The following is a 25733-nucleotide window of genomic DNA, read 5'->3' as shown; positions in this document are numbered from 1 at the left end:
ACCTTCGTGACGGGGCCTTGTGCGCGCCCACGGGTGCGGCGGGCCTAGGATGCTGGCATGCACGACAACAGCGCGCTCGTTCTGCTCAGGATCACCCGTTTCGTCTCCGAGCGGCTGCATCCGGCCGTGTACCGCGACCGGATGCCGCTGCGCGTCGAGATCTGGGAGGCGCCGGGCGAGCCGGTGCCGTTCCCCGAGGCGGCGCACCAGCCCTTCCGACCGTTCCAGGCCGGCACGCCGTGGGGATCACCGTGGGGCACGACCTGGTTTCACCTGACCGGCACGGTTCCCGCGGACTGGGCCGGGCGGCCGGGCCTTCACCCCGAGCTGGTCGTGGACCTCGGCTTCAGTACCGCCGTTCCCGGGTTCCAGGCCGAGGGCCTCGTCTATACCTCGGATGGCGTCATCGTGAAGGCGGTCGAAGCCCGCAACCAGTCGGTCGGCCTGCGCGATTCCGCGGTCGATCTGTACGTGGAGGCCGCCTCGAACCCCAATATCGCCGCCGACTTCAGCTTCACACCGACCCTCCTCGGCGACCGGGCAACCGCGCCGACCGCCCCGCTGTACACGCTGCGCGCAGCGGATGCCGCCCTCAAAGACCAGGGCGTATGGGAACTCGCGCAAGACGTCGCCGCTTTGCGCGGGTTGCTGGGGGAGCTGTCGCCCACCTCGGCACGCTGGGGCGAGATCCTGCGCGCCCTGGAGCGGTGCATGGACACGGTCGACCCGCAGAATGTGGCCGGCACCGCGGCCGACGGCCGCGGTGCCCTCACCGGGGTGCTCTCCCGGCCGGCGAGCACCAGCGCGCACCGGGTACACGCGGTGGGGCATGCGCACATCGACAGCGCCTGGCTCTGGCCGGTGCGGGAGACCGTGCGCAAGGTGGCCCGCACGTTTTCGAATGTGCTCAGTCTCATGGACGAGAACGCGGACTTCGTCTTCGCCGCCTCATCCGCCCAGCAGTACGCCTGGCTCAAGGAGGCCTACCCGGAGCTGTTCGACCGGGTGAAGGCCGCCGTCGCCCGCGGCGCGTTCGTGCCCGTCGGGGGCATGTGGGTCGAGTCGGACACGAACATGCCCGGCGGCGAGGCGCTCGCCCGGCAGTTTGTGGCGGGCAAGCGCTTCTTCCAGCGCGAGTTCGGGGTGGAACCGCTCGAGGTGTGGTTGCCGGATTCGTTTGGGTACTCGGCCGCCCTGCCGCAGATCGTTCGGGCGGCCGGGTCGCGGTGGTTTCTCACCCAGAAGATCTCCTGGAGCGAAACGAACGTGTTTCCGCACCACACGTTTCTGTGGGAGGGCATCGACGGTACGCGCCTGTTCACGCATTTCCCGCCGGTGGCGGACTACAACGCCGAGCTCTCGGGCGCCGAGCTGGCGCGGGCCGAACGCAACTACGCGGAGAAGGGGCGCGCGAACACCTCCCTCGTGCCGTTCGGCTGGGGCGACGGCGGCGGCGGACCCACCGCGGAGATGATTGCGGCGGCCCGGCGCACGGCCGACCTGGAGGGCTCGCCGACCGTGCGGCTGTCCACTCCTCGCACGTTCTTCGAAACGGCGGAGGCGGAATACGCCGAGCCGCCGGTGTGGTCTGGCGAGCTCTATCTGGAGTTCCACCGGGGAACGTTCACCTCGCAGGCGCGCACCAAACGCGGCAATCGGCGCAGCGAGCACCTGCTGCGTGAGGCGGAGCTGTGGGCGACGACCGCCGCGGTGCGGGTCGGCGCCGAATACCCGTACACAGCGCTTGAGCAGGCCTGGCAGAGCGTGCTCTTGCAGCAGTTCCACGACATCCTGCCGGGCTCGTCGATCGCGTGGGTGCACCAGCAGGCCGAACACAACTACGCTGAGGTCGCTCGTGTGCTCACCGCGCTGATCGAGGCATCCGTGCACGCGCTGTGCGGCCGCGGCTCGGCCGCGGTCGACCTCAATGCCGGACCGTATGCCCTCGAGGGCGTCGCGGCCCTGGCCGGCGGCGCGGCCGTCCACGGGGACGAGGCGCGGATCACCCGCACCGCCGCGGGGATCGTGCTGCACAACGGGCTCGTCGCCGTGACGATCGACGCCGACGGGCTCTTCTCCTCGGTGCGGGACCTGGTGGCCGACCGCGAACTGATCCCCGCCGGTCGGCGCGGCAACCTGCTGCAGCTGCACCGGGACACCCCCACGCAGTGGGATGCCTGGGACATCGACGAGAACTATCGCCGCACCGTTGACGACCTCACGTCGGCCGACGAGGTCACGGTCGTGCTGGAATCCCCGGCGCGTGTCGTGGTGCGAGTGACCCGCACGTTCGGCTCGTCACGCCTGGAACAGCACGTGAGCGTCGCGGCCGGATCGCCCGCCATCGACATGCAGCTTGCAATCGACTGGCATGAGCGGCAGAAGCTGCTCAAACTCGGCTTCCCGCTCGACGTGCACGCCGACCGGGCCGCGTCCGAGATCCAGTTCGGCCACGTCTACCGGCCCACGCACGCCAACACGTCCTGGGACAGCGCCCGGTTCGAGACCTGCGCTCACCGCTGGGTGCACGTGGGAGAACCGGGCTACGGCGTGGCCGTCGCCAACGATTCCACCTACGGCCACGACATCGAACGCTCAACGGGCACCGGCGGCGCCACCCACACGACCGTGCGACTGTCGTTGCTGCGGGCACCGCTCTACCCCGACCCGTCCGCCGACCAGGGGGCACACACGATGACCGTGTCCCTGCGCGTCGGCGCCGGCATCGCCGACGCCGTCGCCGAGGGGTATCGGCTGAACCTCCCGCTCCGGCAGGTGACGGGCGTCGAGCGCACGTCGGTCGATCCTCTGCTGCTCGTCGACAACGCCGCCGTGGTCGTCGAGGCCGTGAAGCTGGCCGAAGACGGGAGCGGTGACGTGATCGTGCGGCTGTACGAGGCACACGGATCCCGCAGCCGCGCCCGGCTGCGATACCGGTTCCCGGCAACGGATGTCTACGCCACCGACCTGCTGGAACGTCGCCTCCCCGTCGCATCCGATGTCGCAGGCCACGATGCGGCGTACGCGGCACCGGCGCTCACCGCATCGGCGGACTCGCTCACCCTGGAGCTGCGACCGTTCCAGCTGGTGACCCTGCGGTTTCGCCGAGGCCAGGCGTCAGCTGCGCCGGTGCCCCCGGCGGGTTAGACGAGCAGTTGGTGCTTCGCGAGGTCCCGGTACAACGGGGTGGAGAGCACCAGTTCGGAGTGGGTGCCCGTGCCGATCACGGTCCCGTGGTCGAGCACCACGATCTGGTCGGAGTCGACCACGGTGGACAGCCGGTGCGCGATCACGATCAGGGTGCGGTCCTGCGCGACGGCATCGATCGCGGCGCGCATCTTCTGCTCGTTGGCGCCGTCGAGGCTCGAGGTGCTCTCATCCAGCAGCAAGATGGGCGGCGCCGAGAGCAGCGCGCGCGCAATGGCGAGTCGCTGGCGCTCTCCGCCGGAGAGCTTCACCCCGGACTCCCCGACGGTGGCACCGAGGCCGGCCGGGTCGCGATCGAGCACCTCGCCGAGGTTCACCGCGTGCAGCACCTCGATGCACTGCGCGTCGGTGGCGTTGGGGCTCGCGAGCGTGAGGTTGTCGCGCAGGGTGCCGGCGAGTACGGGGGCGTCCTGCTCGACGTAGCCGATCTGCGAGCGCAGCGAGGTGCGCTCGAGCGTGCGAATATCCAGGCCGCCCAGCCGCACGATCCCCGAATCGGCGTCGTAGAAACGTTCAATGAGCGCCAGGATCGTGCTCTTGCCGGCGCCGGACGGCCCGACGAGCGCCGTGCGCAGACCGCGCGGCGCCGCGAACGAGACGCCGTGCAGCACCGGGCGTGGCTCGGATGCGAGCGTCTCCGCGGATCCGGCGTCGGAGTCGACGGCAGAGTCCGCCGCGGCGTCGGCCGCCGCGGGGGGCACCTGATAGCCGAAGTGCACGTTTTCGAAGGAGATCGCCGGGGCATCGGGGAGCACCTTCGCGTTCGCGGCTCCCACGGTCATGGCGAGGGGGGCGATATCGCGGTCGAACTGGCTCTCGGACGGCAGTCCGATGATCTCTTCGATCCGGCCGAGCGCGCCGAGGGCCGAGTTCACGGAGGTGATCGCGCCGAAGAACTGGCCGAGCGGCATGATCATCATGAACAGGAAGAGGATGAACGCCACCAGATCCGCGATCGAGATCGCGCCGCTCGCCACCCGGAAACCGCCGACGCCGAGCACCACCAGGAAGGAAACCTGCATGGCAATCCCGGCGATCGGCACCACAAGGGCGGAGATCTTGGCGACCTTGATGCCCATGAGCCACGCGCCGCGGGCATCCGCTTCAATCACGGCCACCTCGCGTTCGGTGGCGTTGGAGGCGCGCACGGTGCGGATTGCGCTGATGGCCCGCTCGACACTGGCGGCGAGATCGCCGACCCTGGCCTGCGCGGCCTGGCTCGCGGTGCGGATGCGCCGTGACAGCAGCACGACGGTGACCACGGACACGGTGATCACGAGCACCGTCAGCCCCAGCAGCACCGGGTCGATCACGAGCATGGCGATGAGCGCGCCGAAGAAGGTCAGCGAACCGCCGATCGCTTCGACGAGCCCCTGGGTGAGCACGGCGCGCAGCAGCGTGGTGTCGCTCCCGACCCGGGAGACGAGATCCCCGGTGCGGCGGGCGTCGAATTCACTGATCGGCAGCCGCAGCAGCCGGCTCACGAGCTTGCGACGGCTGGAGAGCACGACGCCCTCGCCGGTGCGCTGCAACAGGTAGTGCTGGTAGCCGCTGATCAGACCCGAAACGACAACGAGGGCGATCAGGGCGATGACGAGCGAGTCAAGGGGAGTGTTCGCCTGAACCCGGGTGATCACCTGGCTCACCAGCAGCGGCTGGGCGAGGCTCGCGGCGGCGCCGAGCACGCTCAGCACGATGACGAAGCCGAGCACCTTCTTGTGCTCCAGCAGGTACGGCAGCAGCTGGCCGAAGCTCGCCCGCGGACCGGTGTCCGTGGGTGAGCCGCCGGGTCCGCGGCGTCCGGGGCGGGGGGTGCGAGCCTGGCGCGCGGCACGCGGCGGTCGTGCGGTGCGCCCGCCCCGCCCGGACCCGGGAGACCGTTCGCCGGGCGCCTGATCGTCGGACACGGGGCTGCTGGTGCTGCTGTTATGCGAAATGCTCACCCCACGATCTTAACCGCAGCGGATGCGCGCCGGCGCAGGGTTCCGGGGGCGGCTCAGTCGCGCAGGTCGCGCAGCAGCACGGCGGTGGCGAGCGCGGCGGAGGCGGCTTCCTCGCCCTTGTCTTCCTTCGAACCGGGCAGACCGGCACGGTCGAGTCCCTGCTGTTCATCGTCGAGGGTGAGAACGCCGAAGCCCACGGGTTTGCCGGTGTCGATGGCGACGCGAGTGAGGCCATCCGTTGCCGCGTTCGAGACGAACTCGAAGTGCGGGGTGCCGCCGCGAATGATCACGCCGAGCGCGACCGCCGCATCCGCGCCGTTCTCCAGCGCCGCCTTGCAGGCCACGGGCAGTTCGAAGCTGCCGGGAACGCGGATGACCGAGAATTCCGCACCGGATGCCTCCAGCACGCGAACAGCGCCCGCGATCAGGCCGTCGGTGATGACGTCGTGCCAGCGGCCGGCCACCACGACGACCCGCAGGCCCGTCCCGTCGACGGTGATGGTGGGGGAACCTTCGATGCTCATACGGTTGTGCCTTTCAGGAGGTCCTGCTCGTTGATGTGGTGGCCCATACGATCGCGTTTGGCCAGCAGGTATTCCACGTTGTGTGCGCCGATGCCGACGACGAGCGGTACCCGCTCGGTGACGGTCACGTTGTTGTCTTCGAGCTGGCGCACCTTCTCGGGGTTGTTGGTGAGCAGGCGCACCTCGGTGAGGCCGAGGTCGCGGAGAATGCCGGTCGCCGCCCCGTAGTCACGCGAGTCCGCGGGGAGTCCGAGAGCGAGGTTCGCGTCGAGGGTGTCGAGGCCGTCCTCCTGCAGGTGGTACGCGCGGAGCTTGTTGATGAGGCCGATGCCGCGCCCCTCCTGACCGCGCAGGTACACGACGACGCCGCCCTCCAACTGAATGGTGTCGAGCGCCGCGTCGAGCTGCGGCCCGCATTCGCACTTGAGCGAGCCGAACACCTCGCCGGTGAGGCATTCGGAGTGCACGCGCACGAGCGCGCCGTCCGTGGGGGTGCCGGAGATGATCGCCACGTGGTCGGCACCGGTCATCCGGTCGCGGTAGGCGCGCACCCGGAAGGAACCATGCCGGGTGGGGATGGTGGTCTCCACCTCGAAGTCCACGCGCGGGGCCTCGACGAGCGGCAGCACGGCCGGCAGCGGAGCCGTGCTGTGGTGCTCATCGAGGTACTCGATGAGGTCCTTGATCGTGATGACGGCGACGCCCTCGCGCTCGCCGAGCTCGAGCAGCCCGGGCAGACGCATCATCTCGCCGTCTTCGGCGACGATCTCGCTGATCGCGCCGACCGGAACCAGGCCGGCGAGTTTCATCAGGTCGACCGTGGCCTCGGTGTGGCCGGCGCGTTCGCGCACGCCGCCGTCGACCGCGCGCAACGGCAGAATGTGGCCCGGGCGGTGCAGGCTTCGTGGTGTGGATGCCGGGTCGGCGAGCGTGCGCAGGGTGTGGGCGCGGTCCGCCGCGCTGATCCCGGTGGTGACGCCGGCGGAGGCGTCGACGCTGACCGTGTAGTTCGTTCCCCGCGGGTCTTCGCTGTTGAGCACCATCACGGGCAGGTCGAGGGTGTCGGCGAGGTCGTTCGTCATCGGCGCGCAGATGAACCCGGAGGAATAGCGCACGGTCCACGCGAGCCACTGCTGGGTGGCGAGCTGGGCGGAGATGATCACGTCGCCCTCGTTCTCGCGGCCCTCGTCATCGGCGACGATGATGGGCTTGCCGAGCCGGAGCTCGGCGAGGGCGGTGGGGATATCGGCGAGGCTCATGCTGCACTCCTTGTGGATTCTGCGGAGGCCAGGGCGAGCATGCGCTCCACATGGCGGGCCAGAATGTCCGTTTCGATGTTGACGTGTTCGCCCACGGTGCGGGCGCCAAGCGTGGTGGCGGTGAGGGTTTCGGGGATGAGGGAGACCTCGAACCACTGGTCGACCTCGTCGGCCGGGCTGATGCTGCTCACGGTGAGGGACACGCCGTCGATGGCGATTGAACCCTTGCCCGTGACGAGCGGTGCGAGTTCGCGGGAGAGGCTGAACCGCAGCACACGCCAGGCCTCGCCGGGAACGACGGCGAGCACGGTGCTCGTGCCGTCGATGTGGCCCTGCACAATGTGTCCGCCGAGCCGGTCGCCGACGAGAGCGGCACGCTCGAGGTTCACCGGGGTGCCGGCCACGGCGTTCGAGAGCGTCGACATGCGCAGCGTCTCGGCCATGACATCCGCGGTGAACGTCTCGTCGGTGCGGTCCACGACGGTGAGGCAGACCCCGCTGACCGAGATCGAGTCGCCGTGGCGGGCGTCGGCGACGGCGAGCGGGGCTCGGATGGTGAACCGTGCGGCATCCGCGCTGCGGTCGATGCGCTCGACACTGCCGAGTTCCTCAATGATTCCGGTGAACATGCTGGTCCTTATCTGGGGCGGGCGACGACGAGGATGTCGTCGCCCAGCCGGTCGAGCGAATGGATGGAGAGGAGGCGTTGATCGTCGATGGTGTCGACGCCGATGTCACCGAGGGAGAGGCGGGAGCCGCCGAGAAGTGTGGGGGCGAGATAGACGAGGTATTCGTCGACAAGACCCGCCGCGACGAACGCGCTCGCGAGGGTGGGACCGCCCTCAATGAATGCGGTGCGGATGCCGCGGTCGTGCAACTCCGCGAGAACGGCCGGCAGGTCGTCGGTGGGCTGGAGGAGCGGGGCGTGCGGGTGGGAGTGCACGGCGGCATCCGTGGGGATGGGCCGCTCGCCGATGATCACGGGGAGCGGCTGGGCGGGGAGCAGGCTGCCGTCGTCGGCGCGAGCGGTGAGGGACGGGTCGTCGGCGAGTATGGTGCCGGTGCCCACCAGGATGGCGTCGGCGAGACCGCGGCGGCGGTGCACGTCGGCGCGGGCGGCGGGACCGGTGATCCATTGGCTGCTGCCGTCGGCGGCGGCGGCGCGGCCGTCGAGGCTGGATGCCCATTTGAGTGTCACGAAGGGTCGACCGAGTTGCGCGGCGACGAGCCAATCGCCGAGGAAGGCTGCACCCTCGTGTTCGAACAGCCCGCCGTCGACGTGGATTCCGGCCAGGCGCAGTCGGTCCGCGCCGCCGGAGGAGTGGAGCCCGGGGTCGTCGACGGCGTAGACGACGCGGGCGATTCCGGCCTCGATCAGCGCCGACGCGCACGGGCCGGTGCGCCCGGTGTGGTTGCAGGGCTCGAGGGTGACGACGGCGGTCGCGCCGCGGGCCTCGTCGGGGGCGAGGCGGGACAGGGCGTCGACTTCGGCGTGCGCGGTGCCGGTGCCGCGGTGCCAGCCCTCGCTGAGCGTGCGGCCGTCCGCGGCGAGGATGACGCATCCGACGCGGGGGTTGATGCCGGTCGCGGGGCCGTGGGCGGCCAGCGCGAACGCGCGCAGCATGGCGGCCTCGACGTCGTCGCGCGCTTCGCTCATGGTCACCCTCATTCGTCGATCGACAAACTCCGGGGACATTTTGGGTACCGCGCAAGCGAAAACCCGTCGGGGGACCGACTATGGTCACTCGACTCGTGCGCCTCTCATCCGGACTTTAACCGTCGGTGCTGGAATTTCACCAGCTCAACCGTTTCGTTCCGAGGAACTAACGGGTCGCGGACTTTCACCGCCGGTTCGGATTTTCACCGACCCCGGAGCACGTTTCTTACTTCTAGTATGACCCAACACGATGCTGCCCGCGTTATTCCCCTCCCGCCGGGGGCCGCTCGGGACCGCCCGGTGGCGTCAGGAGGCGGCGATGAGCGCTCGCGCGGTGCCTTCGTCGACGAAGAGGTCGGTGATCAGGTCGGCGCGCAACGCACCGTGCAGGCTGGCCAGCTTGGAGCTGCCGGCGACAACACAGATGCGCCGCGGTGTGCGCCGCAGCACCGTGAAGTCCGGGCCGGTGCCGCGCAGGTTGAGCGGGATACCGTCGGTCGAGCCGTCCGCGCGAAAGAACACGGTCGCCACATCGCCCACGGCGCCGGACTCGCTGAGCGACGCGTAGTCGGCCGGCTCGAGGTAGCCGCCCGCATATACGCGGCTGGGCACCTCGGAGAACGGGGAACCCAGACCGAACAGGGCCACGTCCATCCGCTTCTGCATCTCCAGCAGGCGGCTCACACTTCGCTCGCGCCAGAAGGCCTGCTTGGTGGCCGGATCGTCGAAGAACGCCGGAACGGGGAACTGCTGCACGTGCGCGCCGAAGGCGGTGCCGAAACGGCCGAGGATCTCACTCGCGTAGCCCAGACCGGTGGTGCTCATGTTGCCAGCGCCGTTGAGCTGCACGATCTGGGAATTGTGAGTGGCCTTGATCGTCACATGGCGGCTGATCGCGTTCATCGTCGATCCCCACGCGATGCCCATGGTCATATTCGAGTCGAAGTATTGGCCGAGCATTCGTGCAACCGACAGCGCCACGCGCTCCAACCGGTCCACGTCGCTCGCCCGGTCGGGAACCGGAACAACGTGCGCGGTGACCTGGAAACGGTCGAGGATCTCCCGCTCGATCCGGCCGGGGGCATCCATGGGCGAGTGGATGCGAATGTCGACGAGGCCGCTGGACCTGGCGTGGCTGAGCAGCCGGGAAACCGAGGAACGTGAGGTGTGGAGTTCGCGAGCGATCGCATCCATCGTGAGGTCCTGCATGTAATACAGGTGGGCCGCACGGAGCGCGTCGCGCGTGCGCTCGGACTGGCTCGGATCGTCGATCTGGAGAGCGTCTGGCTGGTGCACGTTTGTTCATTCCCGTTGAGAAATTGTGTCGGACTGTCAGGATTGATTCATTCACATCGCTTGCCGCGACGCAAGCCCCACACGACAGAGGTGACCGAATGGCGCAGTCCAATGCAGTGCAGGCTCAGGCAGCCCTCGTAGAACGTCCCCGTGCCCAGGTGCTTGTCATCGGAGCCGGAATCAACGGAATCGCGACCTTCCGCGACCTCGCCCTGCAGGGGGTGGACGTGGCCATCGTTGACCGCGGCGACTTCGTGTCCGGTGCGTCGGCGGCCAGCTCGCACATGATCCACGGCGGGGTACGGTACCTCGAAAACGGCGAGTTTCGGCTCGTCAAGGAATCCGTCGAGGAGCGCAACGGTCTGATCAAGATCGCGCCGCACTACGTGAAGCCGCTCCAGACGACCATTCCCATCTTTTCGACGTTCTCCGGGGTGTTGTCCGCGCCGATGCGCTTTCTCACACATAAGCAGGGCAACAAGCACGTTGAGCGTGGCGCGCTGCTGATCAAGCTCGGCATGGTGCTCTACGACTCCTTCTCCCGCGACGGCGGTACCGTGCCCCGTCACGTGTTCGCCGGTCGTAAGAAGGCCCTCGCCGCGCTGCCCCAGCTCAACCCGGGACTCAAGTACACGGCCACGTACTACGACGCGGCCATGCACGATCCGGAGCGCCTCGCCCTCGACGTGCTCCGTGACGGTCTCGAGGCCGGACGCAACGCCCGCGCCGCCAACTACGTCGAGGCCGTGGGCATGGACGAAGACGGCGTGCGCCTGCGCAACGCCGTCACGGGCGAAGAATTCAGTTTCGCGGCCGACGTCGTCGTCAACACCAGCGGCCCCTGGACCGACCTCACCAACGACGCCCTCGGCCAGCCGAGCGCGTTCATGGGCGGGACCAAGGGCTCGCACATCGTTCTGGACAGCCCGGAGCTGCTCGCCGCCACGGGCGGCCGCGAGATCTTCTTCGAGCACGAAGACGGCCGTATCGTCTTGATCTACCCGCTCAAGGGCCGAGTTCTGGTCGGAACAACCGACCTCGAACACGACATGACGAAGCCGATTCGTTGCACGGAGGCCGAGGTCGATTACTTCTTCGAACTCGTCGCGCACGTTTTCCCAACTGTCCCGGTCGATCGCTCCAACATCGTTTTCCGGTTCTCCGGGGTACGCCCGTTGCCGCGTCACGACGACGAGCAGCCTGGTTTCGTGTCCCGCGACTACCGCATCGAATCGCGCCCGCTGGAACGTCGTTCGGAGGACGGCCGCGCCGGCACCCTGTTGAGCCTCGTCGGCGGCAAATGGACCACGTTCCGTGCCCTCGCGGAGAACCTCAGCTCGCAGGTTCTTGAGCTGATCGGCATGCAGCGCACCGTCTCCACCGAGGGTCTCGCCATCGGCGGAGGTCGTTCCTGGCCCGCCACCGAGGCCGCCCACACGGTATGGGTCACCACGCACGGTGACGAGCTCGGCTCGGTGCGTGCCGAGCAGCTGCTGGCCCGCTATGGCACGCATGCGGCAGACGTGATCGACTTTCTGTCCCTCGAAGCGGATGCCCCGCTCGCCCACAACGCGGCCTACTCGCACCGCGAGATCGAGTACCTCGCGCAGACCGAATCCGTCGTGCGCCTGATCGACGTGCTGCTGCGGCGCACGAGCATGGCCTTCGTCGGTTCGGCCACCGGGCCGCTTGTGGACGAGCTCGCCGACATCGTGGCTCCCGTTCTCGGCTGGACGGCGCAACGCCGCGACCAGGAGGTGCTGCTCGCCGAGCAGATTCTGAGCGACGTTCACGGCGTGACGTTCGCGGCGCGGCCGGCACTCAGCCACGCGTAACCCGATGCCGTGGGCCCTCGCGGCCCCGCGGCATCCGCTGCCATTGTGGCGCAACTTGCACGAATGTGCAGCCAGATTCATGCCCACGGAGGTCCGTACCCGGATACGGTCTTAGCACGTACAGAGAAATCGTGCTGAAGCACGCTTTCGCTGAGTTTTTCTCCCATCAGAAAGGTCAATGTGGACAATCTCGGAGTTGTTTTTCTTTCGGAGGTAGTGGGAACTGCCATCCTCGTCTTGCTCGGTTGTGGAGTGGTCGCCAACGTTGCCCTGGCAAAGAACAAAGGTTTCGGCGGCGGCTTCCTGATGGTGACCATCGGCTGGGGCCTCGCGGTCTACGCCGGTGTCGTCGCAGCGTACAACTCGGGCGCCCACCTCAACCCGGCGGTCACGCTCGGGCTCGTCTCATCCGGCGCCACCGAATTCGGTGCCGGTGTTCCAGTCAACGTCATTTCGGTACTCGTTTACATCGCCGGTGAAATGACCGGTGCCATTCTCGGTGCCGTGGTCGTGTGGCTGGCCTACAAGCAGCACTTCGATCAGGAGCCCGAAGCCGCCAACAAGCTCGGCGTCTTCTCCACCGGCCCGGCAATTCGGTCCTACGGCTGGAACCTCGTCACCGAAATCATCGGCACCTTCGTGCTCGTGTTCGTCGTGATCGCGTTCGGACGTAACGGTGAGGCCGGCGGTCTCGCGGCCCTCGGTGCTCTGCCGGTCGCCCTGCTCGTTATCGTGATCGGTACCTCGCTCGGTGGGCCGACCGGCTACGCCATCAACCCGGCCCGTGACCTCGGACCGCGCATCGCGCACTTCTTCCTGCCCATCAAGGGCAAGGGCTCGTCCGACTGGGCGTACTCCTGGGTGCCCGTGCTCGGACCCGTGCTCGGTGGCCTGTTGGCCGGATTCGCGTCGACCGCGCTGCTTCCGATCCTCGCCTAGCTCACCCCGATTCAGCTCGATTTCTCTCAACAAAGGAGTTAAGAATGGCCAAGTACGTACTCGCGATCGACCAGGGCACCACAAGCTCACGAGCGATCATCTTCGACAAGTCCGGTTCGATCATTTCCAGCGGTCAGCTCGAGCACGAGCAGATCTTCCCGAAGGCCGGATGGGTGGAGCACGACCCCAAGGAAATCTGGGACAACACCCGTGAGGCCATCGGCCAGGCGCTGTCGAAGGCAAACATCACCCGCCACGACATCGAGGCCGTCGGCATCACAAACCAGCGCGAAACCGCCGTGGTGTGGGACAAGAACACCGGAGTCCCCGTCTACAACGCGATCGTCTGGCAGGACACCCGCACGCAGCCCATCGTTGACCGCCTGGCGGCGGACGGCGGCGTCGAGCGGTTCAAGCAGAAGGTCGGCCTGCCCCTGGCGACCTACTTCTCGGGAACCAAGATCATTTGGATCCTGGAGAACGTCGAGGGCGCACGCGAGAAGGCGGACGCCGGCGACCTGCTGTTCGGCACCACGGACTCCTGGGTGCTGTGGAACCTCACCGGCGGCACGGACGGCGGCGTCCACGCCACGGACGTGACCAACGCCAGTCGCACGATGTTCATGGACCTCGAGACCCTGCAGTGGGACGACGACATCCTGGCCGCGTTCAACGTGCCCAAGTCCATGTTGCCCGAGATCAAGTCGTCGAGCGAGGTCTACGGCACCGCGCACACGTCCAGCCTGCTGCGGGAGGTGCCGATCGCCGGCATCCTCGGCGACCAGCAGGCGGCAACGTTCGGTCAGGCCGCGTTCGACCAGGGCGAGGCGAAGAACACGTACGGCACCGGCAACTTCCTGATCTTCAACACCGGCACCGAGATCGTGCACTCGAAGAACGGGCTGCTCACCACGGTCGGATACAAGCTGGGCGATGAGCCCGTGCACTATGCCCTCGAGGGTTCGATCGCCGTGACGGGTTCGCTCGTGCAGTGGATGCGCGACAACCTCGGCATGATCAAGAACGCCTCCGAGATTGAGGACCTCGCCAAGACGGTCGACGACAACGGCGGCGCCTACTTCGTGCCGGCGTTCTCCGGACTCTTCGCGCCGTACTGGCGTTCGGATGCCCGCGGTGCTCTCGTGGGTCTCACCCGGTTCGTGAACAAGGGCCACATCGCCCGAGCCGCGCTCGAGGCCATCGCGTACCAGACCCGTGAGGTTCTCGACGCTGTGAACGCCGACTCCGGCGTACCGCTGACCGAGCTCAAGGTCGATGGCGGCGCCACGGCCAACGACCTGCTGATGCAGTTCCAGGCCGACATGATCGGCGTGCCCGTCGTGCGCCCCGTTGTCGCGGAGACCACCGCGCTGGGTGCCGCGTACGCGGCCGGCCTGGCCGTGGGCTTCTGGAGCGACCTCGACGACCTGCGCTCCAACTGGCAGGAAGACGCCCGCTGGGAGCCGTCGATGGACAAGGAAGAGTCCGAGCGACTGTTGCGCAACTGGAAGAAGGCCGTCACAAAGACCCTCGACTGGGTTGACGACGACGTGCGCTAACCTCGCCTGCCTCACCCGCTTCATCCGCCTCACCCGAAGCCCGGTGGCCGCTCTGCGGCCCCGGGCTTCTCGCGTCTCCCGCCGCCTTCTCCGTCCGCCTTCTCCCTCCGCCGTCTCCCGCCGTCCGTCCGCCCCCGCCGGCCTCTCCCCGTGGCTGTGTCCCTAGTTCAGGAGATCCGTCGCGATCGGGCGCCGCGGGCCCGGACCAGTGCGGCGGATGCGACGGCGGCGCCTGGATCTCCTGAACTGGGGACCACGGATGCCGGTGCCCATGGCATCCCTCCCCAGAAGACGCGGGCACGGATGCATCCACAGGGGTGTCTCGTCGGGGCGCTGGGTGCGCGGTTCGCGCGCACTCTGAGCCCATGACCTGGTCTGAATACTTCGCCGGCGCCAATCGAATGATTATCCAAACGGCAGAGCTGAAGGCGGCCGGTGCCACGGGCAGGGTGCTCCGAGAGGTGGTCGGGGAGGGCGCACTCGTTCGGGTACGGCGCGGGTACTACGCGCTGCCGGCCACCAGCCCGCACGTGCTCGAGGCCGTGCGAGTAGGGGGCCGGCTCGGGTGCATTTCGGCGGCAGCGGATGCCGGCGTCTTCGCCTTCGAGAATCGGTTCGCGCATATCCACGTCGACCCTGCGGCGTCCAGGCTGCGGGCACCCCACGACCGCTTTCAACGTTTCGCCAGTGAGAACCGCGACGGGGTGGAGCTGCATTGGGACCGGCTGCGGCGGCCCGACGAGGGCACTGAGTTTCGCATTGGGCTGTCGGATGCGCTGATTCAGGTCTTTCATTGTCAGGCACCTCGGTTTGCCCTCGCCACTCTCGAAAATGCGTTGCACCAGCGAATTCTTCCCCTCGGGGCGGTGGCCGGCATCTTCGCGGCTTTGCCCGAAGATTTGCAGTTCGTTCGCCGACGCATCGACAGGCGCAGTGAATCCGGTCAGGAAACCGTCCTGCGCTGGATCGTTCTCAATGCCGGCCTGCAGTGCGAGATCCAGGTAAGCATCGCACCCGTCGGACGCGTCGACCTGCTCATTGAGGGTTGCCTCGTCGTCGAGGCAGACAGTCGGCAGTTTCATGACGGCTGGGATCTGCATTCCGCCGACCGCACCCGGGACTGCGATCTCGCCATCCTCGGGTACCTCACCTATCGTGCCCTTTACAAGGACATCATGTATCGGCCGGAGCGGGTGATAGCCGCGATCCTGGGCCTGCTGGCGGCTCGCAGCCACTTCCGCACCGTCATCGTGTGAGGCGCGCGCGTCGCTACTTCAGGAGATCCGGGGTGGGCCAGCGCGTCCGCCGCACTGGTCCGGGGCCGGGCAGGCATGCGGGGGTGGATCTCCTGAACTAGGGACGCGGCCGGGGCGTCACGGGGCCCGAGAGGCGCCGAGAGTCGCGGCGAGGGCGGCGAGGCCGTGCAGGCGAATGACACCGAGGCGGTCCGCGTCAGCGGCGTCGGCTGCGGTCACGGATGCCCCGCGCCGGTCGATCCAGACCGCCCCCAGCCCGGCTTCCGCGGCGCCGATCGCGTCCGTGCGGATCCGGTCTCCGACGTAGACCGCGGCGTGGGGAGTCACCCCGAACACGGAACACGCGTGCCGGAAGATGCGCGCGTCCGGCTTCGCGTAGCCGAGCTCCCCGGACGCGATCACGTGCTCGACCCGGTCGGTGAGGCCGACGCGGTGCACCTTCTCGCTCTGGAACGCGAGGTCCCCGTTGGTGATCAGTCCCACTCGCACGCCGGGGAGTCGCGCGGCGAGCTCGTCGAGACACGGCAGGGCGTCGGCGTGCAGCCGCCAGCTGTCGCGGTAGTGCACGAAGTAGCGTTCGAACCAGAGCGTCGCCTCGGCATCGGTGAGCCGCAGGCCGTAGGCCGCCGCGAAGTCGCGGGATCGTTCCCGTCGCTGCCCGTGAAAGTCGAGAATCCCGGCCAGATAGGAGTGATAGTGCTCCTCTTCGAGACCACGCCAGAGCTCCTGCACCGCCGCCGGATCCGCGGCGAGAAAAACGCCACGAGCGACCGCGAGGTGGCGCAGAATGCCGTCTTCCACCGCCTCGCGATGAGCGAAGAGGGTGTCGTCCAGGTCGAAGAGCACGAGCTCGGGCGCGGACACCGGAATCATTGCTCTAGCGCGGGCGGAGAAAGCCGACGCGCTCGAAGACCGTGTCGAGCGTGGCGTTGGCCACGTCTGCGGCATGCGCGGCGTTGACGGCGAGCAGCCGGTCGAGTTCGGCCGGATCGTCGAGAAGCTCCTGAACGCGCGTCCGAATCGGGTCGAACGTGGTCGTGACGACCTCGGCGAGCCCCTTCTTGAGGTCGCCGTAGCCGCGTCCGGCGTACTCGTCCTCCAGGGACTGCACCGAGCGCTCGGCGAGCACGGAGTAGATCGTGAGCAGGTTGGCGACACCCGGCTTGTTCTCCCGGTCGAAGACCACGCCGCCGTCGGTGTCGGTGACCGCGCGCATGATCTTCTTGCGCGTCACAGCGGAGTCCTCCAGCACCCAGATCACTCCGGCATGGGACTCCGCCGATTTCGACATCTTCGAGAGGGGATTCTGCAGGTCGTAGATCTTGGCGGTCTCCTTCTGGATGGCCACCTCCGGCACCGTGAACGTCTCGCCGAACCGGGAGTTGAAACGAGCGGCCAGGTCACGCGTCAGTTCCACGTGCTGGCGCTGGTCCTCGCCGACGGGCACGATCGACGTCTGGTACAGCAGAATGTCGGCGGCCATCAGCGTGGGGTACGCGAACAGGCCCACCGTCGTGGCGTCGGCACCGTGCCGAGCAGACTTGTCCTTGAACTGCGTCATCCGGCTCGCCTCGCCGTAACCGGTGATCGTGTTGAGAACCCAGGCGAGCTGGGCGTGCGCGGCGACATGCGACTGCACGTACAGGGTCGAGGCCGACGGGTCGATGCCGGCCGCGATGTACTGCGCCGCGGTGCGCCGGGTGTTCTCGCGCAGGGCGATCGGGTCCTGCGGCACCGTGATGGCGTGCAGGTCGACGATGGAGAAGAATGCGTCATGCGTCTGCTGCAGCTCCTTCCAATTGAGGAGGGCTCCGATGTAATTGCCGATCTGCAGCGATTCGGCCGAGGGCTGCATGCCCGAGTACAGGCGTGTTTTCGTCATGGGTCATATCTCCAAAAAGCCAGAAAAGGGGGAAATCAGATGGCGTAGTCAACGACCACGGGGGAGTGGTCGGACCAGCGCTCGTCGTAGGCCGCGGCGCGGTCGACCGCGTAGTTCGTGACGGATGCCGCCAGTGCGGGGCTGGCGAGGTGGTAGTCCAGACGCCATCCGGTGTCGTTGTCAAACGCCTTCCCGCGCTGCGACCACCAGGTGTACGGCCCCTCAACGTCCCCGGCCCACTTGCGTCCGACATCCACCCAGCCGAGGCCGGCGCCGGTGTTGTAGTCCGCGTCGCCTTCGGCGCCCAGAATACGGTCGAAGTAGGCGCGCTCCTCCGGCAGAAAACCGGCGTGCTTCTTGTTGCCGCGCCAGTTCTTGATGTCGAGGGTGCGGTGGCCCACATTCAGGTCGCCGAGAACCACGGCGAGTTCGCTGTGGGCCGTGAGCTCGGGCATCCGCGCGAGCATCGCGTCGAGAAACTTGTACTTCTCCACCTGCTTGGGCGTGTCCGTTTCGCCCGAGTGCACGTAGGTGCTCACGACCGTGATCAGGCGGCCGTTCACCTCGTAGTCGGCTTCCAGCCAGCGGCCCGCGCTGTCGAAGTCTGTGGCACCGAGTTCCACGCGGTGAATGGTCGCGGCTTTCCGGCTCGCGAGAGCCACACCGGCACGACCCTTGGCCGTGGCACCGTCGTGCAGAATGCTCCAGTCGGGGCCGAGCAGGCCCTCGAGATCGTCGATTGACGCTCGCACCTCCTGGATCGCGAGGATGTCCACGTCACGGGCGGCGAGCCAGTCGCCCATCCCCTTGCGGTACGCGGCGCGAACCCCGTTGGTGTTGATGCTGGCAATGCGAAGGGGTTTGGCTGAAGGCATGAGTCAATTCTATCGAGGGGGTTCCGGCGGCAGGTTCTTAACCGCCTTCACCGCCGCGCGCACCCGGCGGGTGGCGCGGGATCGGCCCCACCATGGGAGTCCCGCGTAGGCCTCCCGCGCGGCCGCGAGTTCCGCCTCCGCCTGCTCCCGCAACTCTTGCGCCTCTCGCTGCGACGTGGCGGCGGCTTTCGCGTCGGCGCTGAGCGATTCAGGGGGGATGCCCGCGTCACTCATCCCCACGGAGATCCACGAGGCGGCGAGCAGAATCACGGTGCTCACGATGTTGAACCAGATGAGCAACCCGATGATCACGGCGAAGGTGGCCAGCAGGGGGTTCCGGGTCGCGCCTCCCAGCAGCGCGCCACCGAGGATCTTGAGCGCGCCGAGCGCCACCGCGCCGATGACCGACCCGATCAGGAGCCGCCGCGAGGGAATGCGCACGCGGGACAGCACCCGATACAGGGCCGCGAGCGTCGCGGTGTCGATCACGAGCACCAGTACGATTCCTATTCCGCGTGCGGTGACCTGATACCAGATCGACTGCTGGCTGATTCCGAACAGGCCGAACAGGGTTTCGAGGGCGGTCGAGCTGGCCAGGGACACCAGCGCAGACACGACGAGGGCGAGGCCGAAGAGCAACCCGAGGCCGAGCTCACGAACCTTCAGCAGCAGAAAAAACGCGTCCTGCTTCGGCATGCCAAACATGCGCCGCACCGCGAACGAGGTCGTGGAAAGCCAGCCGAGGGCGGTGAACAGCAAGCCGACAAGGGCGATGGCACCCGTCCATTGCAGGGTTCCCGACGTGTTGAGCTTGTCCGGGTCGATCACGCCCTTGGTGCCGATCAGGCCCGGCACGGAATTGTTGATCGTGGCGTAGAGCTGCTCGGTGACGACGGGGTTGTTCGTGATGAACAGTCCGGCGATCGAAAAGCCCACCCAAACCGCGGCGAATACCGCGAAGATGGCCTGGAACGACATCCCCCCGGCCAGGACAGATCCGCCGCGATCGGCGAACTCCGTGAAAACGCGCACGGGTCGCAGGGAGGTGATCTTGGCGATTATGGGTTTCACGCGCCCAGCATATACATACCGCGGCCCAATCCCGTGACTCACGTGACGACCAACGACCACGGATTCCGCGCCCCCCACTCCGGGGCGGGTCTCCACAAAGGTCTTGCGGCACTCCTTCGTGTCTGTCAACATGCACTATCGACGGGTCAGAGCCGGCCCGGGCGATTCGCGGGAGTCGGTGGTGCCGACCCGAACAGCGCCATCGGCTCCTCGTCGCCGGCTCGGGCCCGGGACACGAAATGACCGCCCCGCACAAGTGTGCGGAACGGCCATCCCGGCGCAGGCGCCGGCGGCGGCAGAGCTGCTAGACCTTGCCCCGCATGATGGCCTGCTTGACCTCGGAGATGGCCTGGGTCACCTGGATGCCGCGCGGGCACGCTTCGGTGCAGTTGAAGGTCGTGCGGCAGCGCCAGACGCCTTCCTGGTCGTTCAGGATGTCCAGTCGCACGGCGGCGTTGTCGTCGCGCGAGTCGAAGATGAAGCGGTGGGCGTTCACAATGGCGGCCGGACCGAAGTACTGGCCGTCCGTCCAGAACACCGGGCAGCTGGAGGTACATGCCGCGCAGAGGATACATTTCGTCGTGTCGTCGAAGCGCTCACGCTGGGCGACGGTCTGAATGCGCTCCTTGCCGTCCTTCGGCGCGCTCTGCGCCACGAGGAAGGGCTGAACTTCCTTGAAGGAGTCGAAGAACGGCTCCATGTCAACGATGAGGTCCTTCTCGAGCGGGAGGCCCTTGATCGCTTCCACGTACACCGGCTTGGTGATGTCGAGGTCCTTGATCAGGGTCTTGCACGCGAGGCGGTTGCGGCCGTTGATGCGCATGGCGTCGGAGCCGCAGATCCCGTGGGCGCAGGAGCGGCGGAAGCTCAGGCTGCCGTCCTGCTCCCACTTGATCTTGTGCAGGGCGTCCAGCACACGGTCCGTGGGGTACATCTCCACGTCGAAGTCCTGCCAGTGCGGCTCTTCGTCGGCCTCGGGATTGAAACGGCGGATGTTGAACGTCACCGTGAAGGACTGGATCGCCTCCGGGACGGCCGGCTGGCCAATCGTTGAAGTGCTCACTAGTACTTCCTCTCCATCGGCTGGTAGCGGGTGATGACGACCGGTTTCCAGTCGAGCGCGATGTGGTCAGCGGCGTCGGCGGACATCGGGTCGCCGGTGAGGTACGCCATGGTGTGCTTGAGGTACGTCTCATCGTCGCGGTTCGGGTAGTCCTCGCGCTGGTGCCCGCCGCGGCTTTCCTGACGGTTGCGCGCGGAGTACACGACAACCTCGGCCAGGTCGAGCAGGAAGCCCAGTTCCACGGCCTCGAGCAGGTCGGTGTTGAACCGGCGGCCCTTGTCCTGCACGCCGATGTTCTTGTAACGCTCACGCAGCAGGTGGATGGTCTGGGTCACGCCGGCGAGAGACTCGTCGGTGCGGAACACCTGGGCGTTCTTGTCCATCTCCTCCTGCAGCGTCTTGCGCAGCACGGAGATGCGCTCGGTGCCGGTGGACGAGCGGATGCCCTCGACGAGGTCGCGAACGCCCTTGGCCGGGTCGTCGGGCAGCGGAACGAAGTTCGCCGTCTTCACGTACTCGACCGCGTTGATGCCGGCGCGCTTGCCGAACACGTTGATGTCGAGGAGCGAGTTGGTGCCCAGACGGTTCGAGCCGTGCACCGAGACGCAGGCGCATTCGCCGGCGGCGTAGAGGCCCGGAACAACGGCCTCGTTGTTGCGCCAGACCTCGGCCTTGACGTTGGTGGGGATGCCGCCCATCGCATAGTGCGCGGTCGGCATGACGGGTACCGGCTCGGTGACCGGGTCAACGCCGAGGTAGGTGCGCGCGAACTCGGTGATGTCGGGAAGCTTGGTTTCGAGCAGCTCCTTGCCGAGGTGCGTGCAGTCCAGGTAGAGGTAGTCCTTGTCGGGACCGGCGCCGCGGCCCTCCGCGACCTCCTTCAGCATGCAGCGCGAGACGATGTCACGCGGGGCGAGGTCCTTGATGGTCGGGGCGTAGCGCTCCATGAACCGTTCACCGGAGGCGTTGCGCAGGATCGCCCCCTCACCGCGTGCACCCTCGGTGAGGAGGATGCCGAGTCCGGCGAGGCCGGTCGGGTGGAACTGGAAGAACTCCATGTCCTCGAGGGGGAGGCCCTTGCGCCACACAATGCCCACCCCGTCGCCGGTGAGGGTGTGCGCGTTGGACGTGGTCTTGTAGATCTTGCCGAATCCGCCGGTGGCGAAGATGAACGCCTTGCCCTGGAAGACATGGAGTTCACCGCTCGAGAGGTCCATGGCGACGACCGCCGACGGCTGGTCGACCCCGTCGACCTCGGTCATCACGAGGTCGAGCACGTAGTACTCGTTGAAGAAGTTGATGCCGTGCTTGACGCAGTTCTGGTACAGCGTCTGCAGGATCATGTGGCCGGTGCGGTCTGCGGCGTAGCAGGCACGACGCACGGGGCTCTTGCCGTGGTCACGGGTGTGGCCACCGAAGCGACGCTGGTCGATCTTGCCCTCCGGCGTGCGGTTGAAGGGCAGACCCATGTTCTCGAGGTCGATGACCGCGTCGATGGCTTCCTTGGCCAGGATCTCGGCGGCGTCCTGGTCAACCAGGTAGTCGCCACCCTTGATCGTGTCGAAGGTGTGCCACTCCCAGTTGTCTTCCTCCACGTTGGCGAGGGCGGCGGCCATGCCGCCCTGCGCCGCGCCCGTATGGGAACGCGTGGGGTAGAGCTTGGAGATGACGGCCGTGCTGGCGTTGGGGCCGGCTTCGATGGCGGCACGCATGCCGGCTCCACCCGCTCCCACGATCACGATGTCGAACTGATGGTAGTGAACTCCGTCAACGACGGTGGACGCTGTGGGCGCGGTGGAAGAGGCGGGCGATGTCATTAGTGAGGGGACAGCTCCTAGAGGGACGAGCAGAAAGTAGGCAGAAGGTCGGCGGGCTGGCCGGCCGGGCAGGGATCGAACGTGAAGACCACGAGCGTGCCGAGCACGATCAGAATGACGACGGCGGCGAGGATCGCGTACTTGAGGATCCCGCGGCTGATGCGGTTCGTCGCGTAGTCATTCACGAGCGTGCGCATGCCGTTGCCACCGTGGATCAGGGCGAGCCACAGCATGGCGACGTCCCAGATCTGCCAGAACGGGCTGGAGAGCTTGCCCGCGACGAAGGCGAAGTTGAGGGCGTTGACACCCTCGCCGAGCATCAGGTTGACAAACAGGTGGCCGAAAATCAGCACGATCAGGAGCACGCCGGAGACGCGCATGTAAATCCAGCCCCATTTCTCCCAGTTCGTGCCGCGCTTGGTGGTGTTGCGCGCGTAGGGGCTGCGGGGGGCGTCGATAGTTGTAGTCATATTCTTTCCCCTAGTGTTCGCTGAACACGTTGATGAGGTGGCGCGGAGCGAAACCGAGCATCGTGATGAGCCAGAGTCCGATCACCACATAGAACATGATCTTCTGGTACTTGGCATTCCAGAAGTCGATGAGGATGATCCGCAGCCCGTTGAACGCGTGGAACACGATCGCGGCCACGAGGGCGACCTCACCGAGCCCCATAATCGGCGTCTGATATTGCGAGATCACCGCGTTGTACGCTTCGGGACTCACGCGGACCAATGCCGTGTCGAGAATGTGGACCAGCAAGAAGAAGAAGATCGCGACACCGGTAATCCGGTGCAGGACCCATGACCACATGCCTTCGTTGCCCCGGTACAAGGTGCCGGCCGGGCGACGAGATGTCGTCTTCTGCTGAGATGTCAGGGTTCCTGCCGACTGATTTGGCATGAACAACCCTCCCTGGCTGAATAGATTTTTGCCTCAAACGAGACCCATCGGGCTCAACGAGCTCGCTAACAGTCTAGCCATGCGCGCAGGTGCGCTGGTGCCGCCTGCGCCGCTCAGCGCTGCAAAGAAAGAGGAATCACGGTCATCGCCCGAACGGCCGCCCGTTCGTCGATGACACCTTCATAGTGATCCAGCAGTGCGCCGCACACGGTAGGCCAGGAACGGCCGAGAACCGTGCGTCGCCCGGCCTCACCCATTCGGTTGCGCAGGGCGGGGTCACCGGCGAGCCGTTCCACGTGGCGCCGCAGGTCGTGCTCGTCGTCGGGTGTGAACAGGTAGCCGTTCTCTTCGTGCGTCACGAGGTCGAGGGGGCCGCCCGACGCGGGCGCCACCACCGGCAGCCCCGCGGCATGCGCCTCCTGCAGGGTTTGCCCGAACGTCTCTTCCGTTCCCGTGTGCACGAAGACGTCGAAGCTGGCGTAGGCCGTGGCCAGCTCGGCCCCCGCGAGGCGACCGAGCCAGGTGACGGGCATGCCCGCGAGCGCCCGTTTGATCTGCGGTTCCGACGGTCCATCGCCCACAATCACCACCCGGATGCCGGCGAGCCCGCGCAGCGCTCGAAGTCGCTCCACCTGCTTCTCGGGCGCGAGTCGCCCGACGTACCCCACAATGACCTCGCCACGAGGAGCGATCTTCCGACGCAGGGCGGCGACGTCCGCCGAGCCCTTGCGGTTGGGGTGAAAGCCCGTCAGGTCGACCCCGCGGGTCCACATCGCGAGGTTGGGAACGTGCAGGCGCTCCAGGTCGCGCAGCGACGAGCTCGATGGGACGAGCGTGCGGGTGGCGCCCTCATGCACCCACTTCACGTAGCGCCAGGCGAGGGCGGTCGCCTGGCCGAGGCGGTTTCTGGCGGCGTAGCCGGCAACATCCGTTTGATAGATGGCCACGGACGGGATGTCCAGCCGGTTCGCGGCCGCGATGCCCTGGGCGCCGAGCAGAAAGGGGCTCGCGGCGTGCAGCACATCGGGACGAAAATCGGCGAGCAGGCGTTGAACGTGCGGACTCGGCAGCCCCACCGGAAACTGCCGGTAGGCGATCGCCGGCACGGTATGCACCGGAAAGCCCGCGTACTGGCGGGGCGCGCCCGCAGGGGCGATGAGAATGGCCTCGTGACCGGCGCCGGCCAGGTGCTCCAACACCTTGCAGACGCTGGTGGTGACTCCGCTGATGGTGGGAAGGAAACTTTCGCTGATGACTGCGACCCGCATGCCCTGAGGTTAAAGGCGCAGGGTGGCCTCGGTGTGGCTCCGGAGTGAATGCCGGATGAACGGACTCGGGCCCGCTCAGCTCTGCGCGATAGTGTGGCCCCATGCCTCAGCCTCCCGCCGCCCTCGACCGCTTCTACAGTGTGATCCCGGCGGGCGGGATCGGATCGAGGCTCTGGCCCCTCTCCCGGGCCGACGCCCCCAAGTTTCTGCACGACCTCACCGGTTCCGGCCAGACGTTGCTGCGCGACACCTGGGATCGGCTCGTGCCCATTGCCGGGAACCAGCGCGTGATGGTTGTCACCGGACGCGCGCACCGCGCCGCCGTAGAACGCCAGCTGCCCGAGCTTCGCGACCCGAACGTCGTTCTGGAGAGCGAGCCGCGTGACTCCACGGCGGCGATCGGGCTCGCCGCCGCCATTCTGGAACGCCGCGAACCGGGCGTGATCATCGGATCGTTCCCCGCCGACCACGTGATCACCGGCGAATCCCTGTTCCGCACCGCGGTCACCGAGGCCGTCGTTGCCGCCGACGCCGGGTACATCGTCACGATCGGCATCCGGCCCACCGAACCGTCCATCGGTTTCGGCTACATCAAGAGTGACGGTGCTCTCGACATCCCAGGCGCCGAGAGCGCCCTGTCGGTGGACTCCTTCGTGGAGAAGCCCGACCCGGAGGTGGCCGAGCAATACCTCGCCGAGGGCACGTACCTCTGGAATGCCGGCATGTTCATTTCCCGAGCGGACCGCCTGCTGGAAGCGATCGGCGAGACCGAGCCCGAGTTGCTGGCCGGGCTGCAGGAACTGGCCGAGGCGTGGGATACGCCGCGCCGGGGCGCCGTCGTCGACCGGGTATGGCCGGGCCTGAAGAAGATCGCCATCGACTATTCGGTGGCCGAGCCCGCCGCCGCCGCCGGACGGCTCGTCGTGATTCCCGGTCAGTTCGAGTGGGACGACGTGGGTGACTTCGCGTCCATCGCCAAACTGCACTCCGGGGGGCGCAAAGCCAATCTCGCGATTCTGGGGGAGGGCGCTCGCGTGCTCGCCGATTCGAGCAGCGGAATTGTCGTCAGCCACACCGGCCGGATGATCGCGCTCATCGGCGTGGAAGACATCGTGGTGATCGACACGCCGGACGCGCTCCTCGTCACCACGAGCGCCAACGCCCAGAAGGTCAAGGCCGTCGTCGACGCGCTGAAGCTTTCCGGCAGCAGCGACGTGCTCTGAGACCTCGACGACCAGACTTCTGGCTGCTCAGATGAGCAAAACCGGGTCGCAAATGTCGCGGGTTGATAACCATTCGGTCTGCGCGCCACTTTGCTCTTCTGAGCAGCGAAACATTCTGTAACGTAGCGACCACGGCCCGAGCGAACCCCCGCGCGGCAG

General features: G+C 67.3%; 21 protein-coding genes and 1 riboswitch. Of the genes, 6 read left to right on the top strand and 15 right to left on the bottom strand.

Annotated elements, in window-relative coordinates:
- Positions 1-57 precede the first annotated feature (57 nt).
- The gene (locus tag AC1MB9_RS12320; RefSeq protein WP_479962237.1) at positions 58-3147 is read left to right on the top strand and encodes an alpha-mannosidase; all 3090 of its coding nucleotides are present in this window, start codon (positions 58-60) and stop codon (positions 3145-3147) included.
- Here the strand turns inward: AC1MB9_RS12320 and AC1MB9_RS12315 are convergent.
- From AC1MB9_RS12315 to AC1MB9_RS12290, 6 genes are all read right to left on the bottom strand, one after another.
- Positions 3144-5114 carry an ABC transporter ATP-binding protein gene (locus AC1MB9_RS12315; RefSeq protein ID WP_479964640.1) on the bottom strand — a complete coding sequence of 657 codons (1971 nt, stop codon included), beginning with the start codon at positions 5112-5114 and terminating at the stop codon, positions 3144-3146. The two genes, AC1MB9_RS12320 and AC1MB9_RS12315, sit on opposite strands and share 4 nt — an antisense overlap.
- 89 nt (positions 5115-5203) lie before the next feature.
- Positions 5204-5674 (bottom strand): 6,7-dimethyl-8-ribityllumazine synthase, encoded by a 471-nt coding sequence (gene ribH, locus AC1MB9_RS12310; protein ID WP_479962236.1) that lies wholly within the window; start codon positions 5672-5674, stop codon positions 5204-5206.
- Positions 5671-6933 carry a GTP cyclohydrolase II gene (gene ribA, locus AC1MB9_RS12305; protein ID WP_479962235.1) on the bottom strand — a complete coding sequence of 421 codons (1263 nt, stop codon included), beginning with the start codon at positions 6931-6933 and terminating at the stop codon, positions 5671-5673. Before ribA ends, ribH begins: the two co-directional genes overlap by 4 nt.
- Positions 6930-7562 carry a riboflavin synthase gene (locus AC1MB9_RS12300; RefSeq protein ID WP_479962234.1) on the bottom strand — a complete coding sequence of 211 codons (633 nt, stop codon included), beginning with the start codon at positions 7560-7562 and terminating at the stop codon, positions 6930-6932. Before AC1MB9_RS12300 ends, ribA begins: the two co-directional genes overlap by 4 nt.
- Positions 7563-7570: 8 nt before the next feature.
- On the bottom strand, positions 7571-8590 hold the full coding sequence (ribD, locus tag AC1MB9_RS12295) for a bifunctional diaminohydroxyphosphoribosylaminopyrimidine deaminase/5-amino-6-(5-phosphoribosylamino)uracil reductase RibD (protein WP_479962233.1): 1020 nt from the start codon (positions 8588-8590) through the stop codon (positions 7571-7573).
- Between the two features lie 92 nt (positions 8591-8682).
- Positions 8683-8814: riboswitch (FMN riboswitch) on the bottom strand.
- 82 nt (positions 8815-8896) lie between these two features.
- Positions 8897-9886 (bottom strand): sugar-binding transcriptional regulator, encoded by a 990-nt coding sequence (locus tag AC1MB9_RS12290; protein ID WP_479962232.1) that lies wholly within the window; start codon positions 9884-9886, stop codon positions 8897-8899.
- Between the two features lie 98 nt (positions 9887-9984).
- On the opposite strand from AC1MB9_RS12290, the gene AC1MB9_RS12285 reads away from it, so the two are divergent.
- The 4 genes from AC1MB9_RS12285 to AC1MB9_RS12270 all read left to right on the top strand — a co-directional run bounded on the left by AC1MB9_RS12285 (position 9985) and on the right by AC1MB9_RS12270 (position 15475).
- Positions 9985-11721: a glycerol-3-phosphate dehydrogenase/oxidase gene (locus tag AC1MB9_RS12285; RefSeq protein WP_479962231.1), complete on the top strand. Its 1737-nt coding sequence runs from the start codon at positions 9985-9987 to the stop codon at positions 11719-11721.
- A gap of 180 nt (positions 11722-11901) precedes the next feature.
- Complete coding sequence (locus AC1MB9_RS12280) at positions 11902-12660, top strand: MIP/aquaporin family protein (protein WP_479962230.1); 759 nt, start codon at positions 11902-11904, stop codon at positions 12658-12660.
- Between the two features lie 44 nt (positions 12661-12704).
- Positions 12705-14219: a glycerol kinase GlpK gene (gene glpK / locus AC1MB9_RS12275; protein WP_479962229.1), complete on the top strand. Its 1515-nt coding sequence runs from the start codon at positions 12705-12707 to the stop codon at positions 14217-14219.
- A 365-nt stretch (positions 14220-14584) separates the two neighbouring features.
- Positions 14585-15475, top strand: a complete 891-nt coding sequence (locus AC1MB9_RS12270; RefSeq protein WP_479962228.1) for a hypothetical protein — start codon at positions 14585-14587, stop codon at positions 15473-15475.
- A gap of 117 nt (positions 15476-15592) precedes the next feature.
- On the opposite strand, the gene AC1MB9_RS12265 is transcribed toward AC1MB9_RS12270, so the two are convergent.
- From AC1MB9_RS12265 to AC1MB9_RS12225, 9 genes are all read right to left on the bottom strand, one after another.
- Entirely contained in the window at positions 15593-16339 is a 747-nt protein-coding gene (locus tag AC1MB9_RS12265) for an HAD family hydrolase (protein ID WP_479962227.1), read from the bottom strand.
- Positions 16340-16352: 13 nt separating this feature from the next.
- On the bottom strand, positions 16353-17357 hold the full coding sequence (trpS, locus tag AC1MB9_RS12260) for a tryptophan--tRNA ligase (protein WP_479962226.1): 1005 nt from the start codon (positions 17355-17357) through the stop codon (positions 16353-16355).
- A 35-nt stretch (positions 17358-17392) separates the two neighbouring features.
- Positions 17393-18232 carry an exodeoxyribonuclease III gene (locus AC1MB9_RS12255; protein ID WP_479962225.1) on the bottom strand — a complete coding sequence of 280 codons (840 nt, stop codon included), beginning with the start codon at positions 18230-18232 and terminating at the stop codon, positions 17393-17395.
- Positions 18233-18241: 9 nt separating this feature from the next.
- Positions 18242-19303, bottom strand: coding sequence for a YihY/virulence factor BrkB family protein (locus tag AC1MB9_RS12250; protein WP_479962224.1), 1062 nt, complete (start codon positions 19301-19303; stop codon positions 18242-18244).
- Between the two features lie 304 nt (positions 19304-19607).
- Positions 19608-20366, bottom strand: coding sequence for a succinate dehydrogenase iron-sulfur subunit (locus tag AC1MB9_RS12245; protein WP_479962223.1), 759 nt, complete (start codon positions 20364-20366; stop codon positions 19608-19610).
- On the bottom strand, positions 20366-22183 hold the full coding sequence (gene sdhA, locus AC1MB9_RS12240) for a succinate dehydrogenase flavoprotein subunit (RefSeq protein WP_479962222.1): 1818 nt from the start codon (positions 22181-22183) through the stop codon (positions 20366-20368). The genes AC1MB9_RS12245 and sdhA overlap by 1 nt, the downstream gene beginning before the upstream one ends.
- Positions 22184-22200: 17 nt before the next feature.
- Entirely contained in the window at positions 22201-22653 is a 453-nt protein-coding gene (locus tag AC1MB9_RS12235) for a succinate dehydrogenase hydrophobic membrane anchor subunit (protein WP_479962221.1), read from the bottom strand.
- A 10-nt stretch (positions 22654-22663) separates the two neighbouring features.
- Positions 22664-23083 carry a succinate dehydrogenase, cytochrome b556 subunit gene (sdhC, locus tag AC1MB9_RS12230; RefSeq protein ID WP_479962220.1) on the bottom strand — a complete coding sequence of 140 codons (420 nt, stop codon included), beginning with the start codon at positions 23081-23083 and terminating at the stop codon, positions 22664-22666.
- 113 nt (positions 23084-23196) lie between these two features.
- Positions 23197-24351: a glycosyltransferase family 4 protein gene (locus AC1MB9_RS12225; protein WP_479962219.1), complete on the bottom strand. Its 1155-nt coding sequence runs from the start codon at positions 24349-24351 to the stop codon at positions 23197-23199.
- A 101-nt stretch (positions 24352-24452) separates the two neighbouring features.
- Here AC1MB9_RS12225 and AC1MB9_RS12220 point away from each other — a divergent pair, with 101 nt between their 5' ends.
- Positions 24453-25574 carry a mannose-1-phosphate guanylyltransferase gene (locus AC1MB9_RS12220; protein WP_479962218.1) on the top strand — a complete coding sequence of 374 codons (1122 nt, stop codon included), beginning with the start codon at positions 24453-24455 and terminating at the stop codon, positions 25572-25574.
- The last annotated feature ends 159 nt before the right edge of the window (positions 25575-25733 follow it).

This window comes from Cryobacterium sp. AP27, from assembly GCF_056680495.1.
The sequence above is the reverse complement of the archived record's forward strand: the minus strand, read 5'-3'. Positions and strand labels throughout refer to the sequence as shown.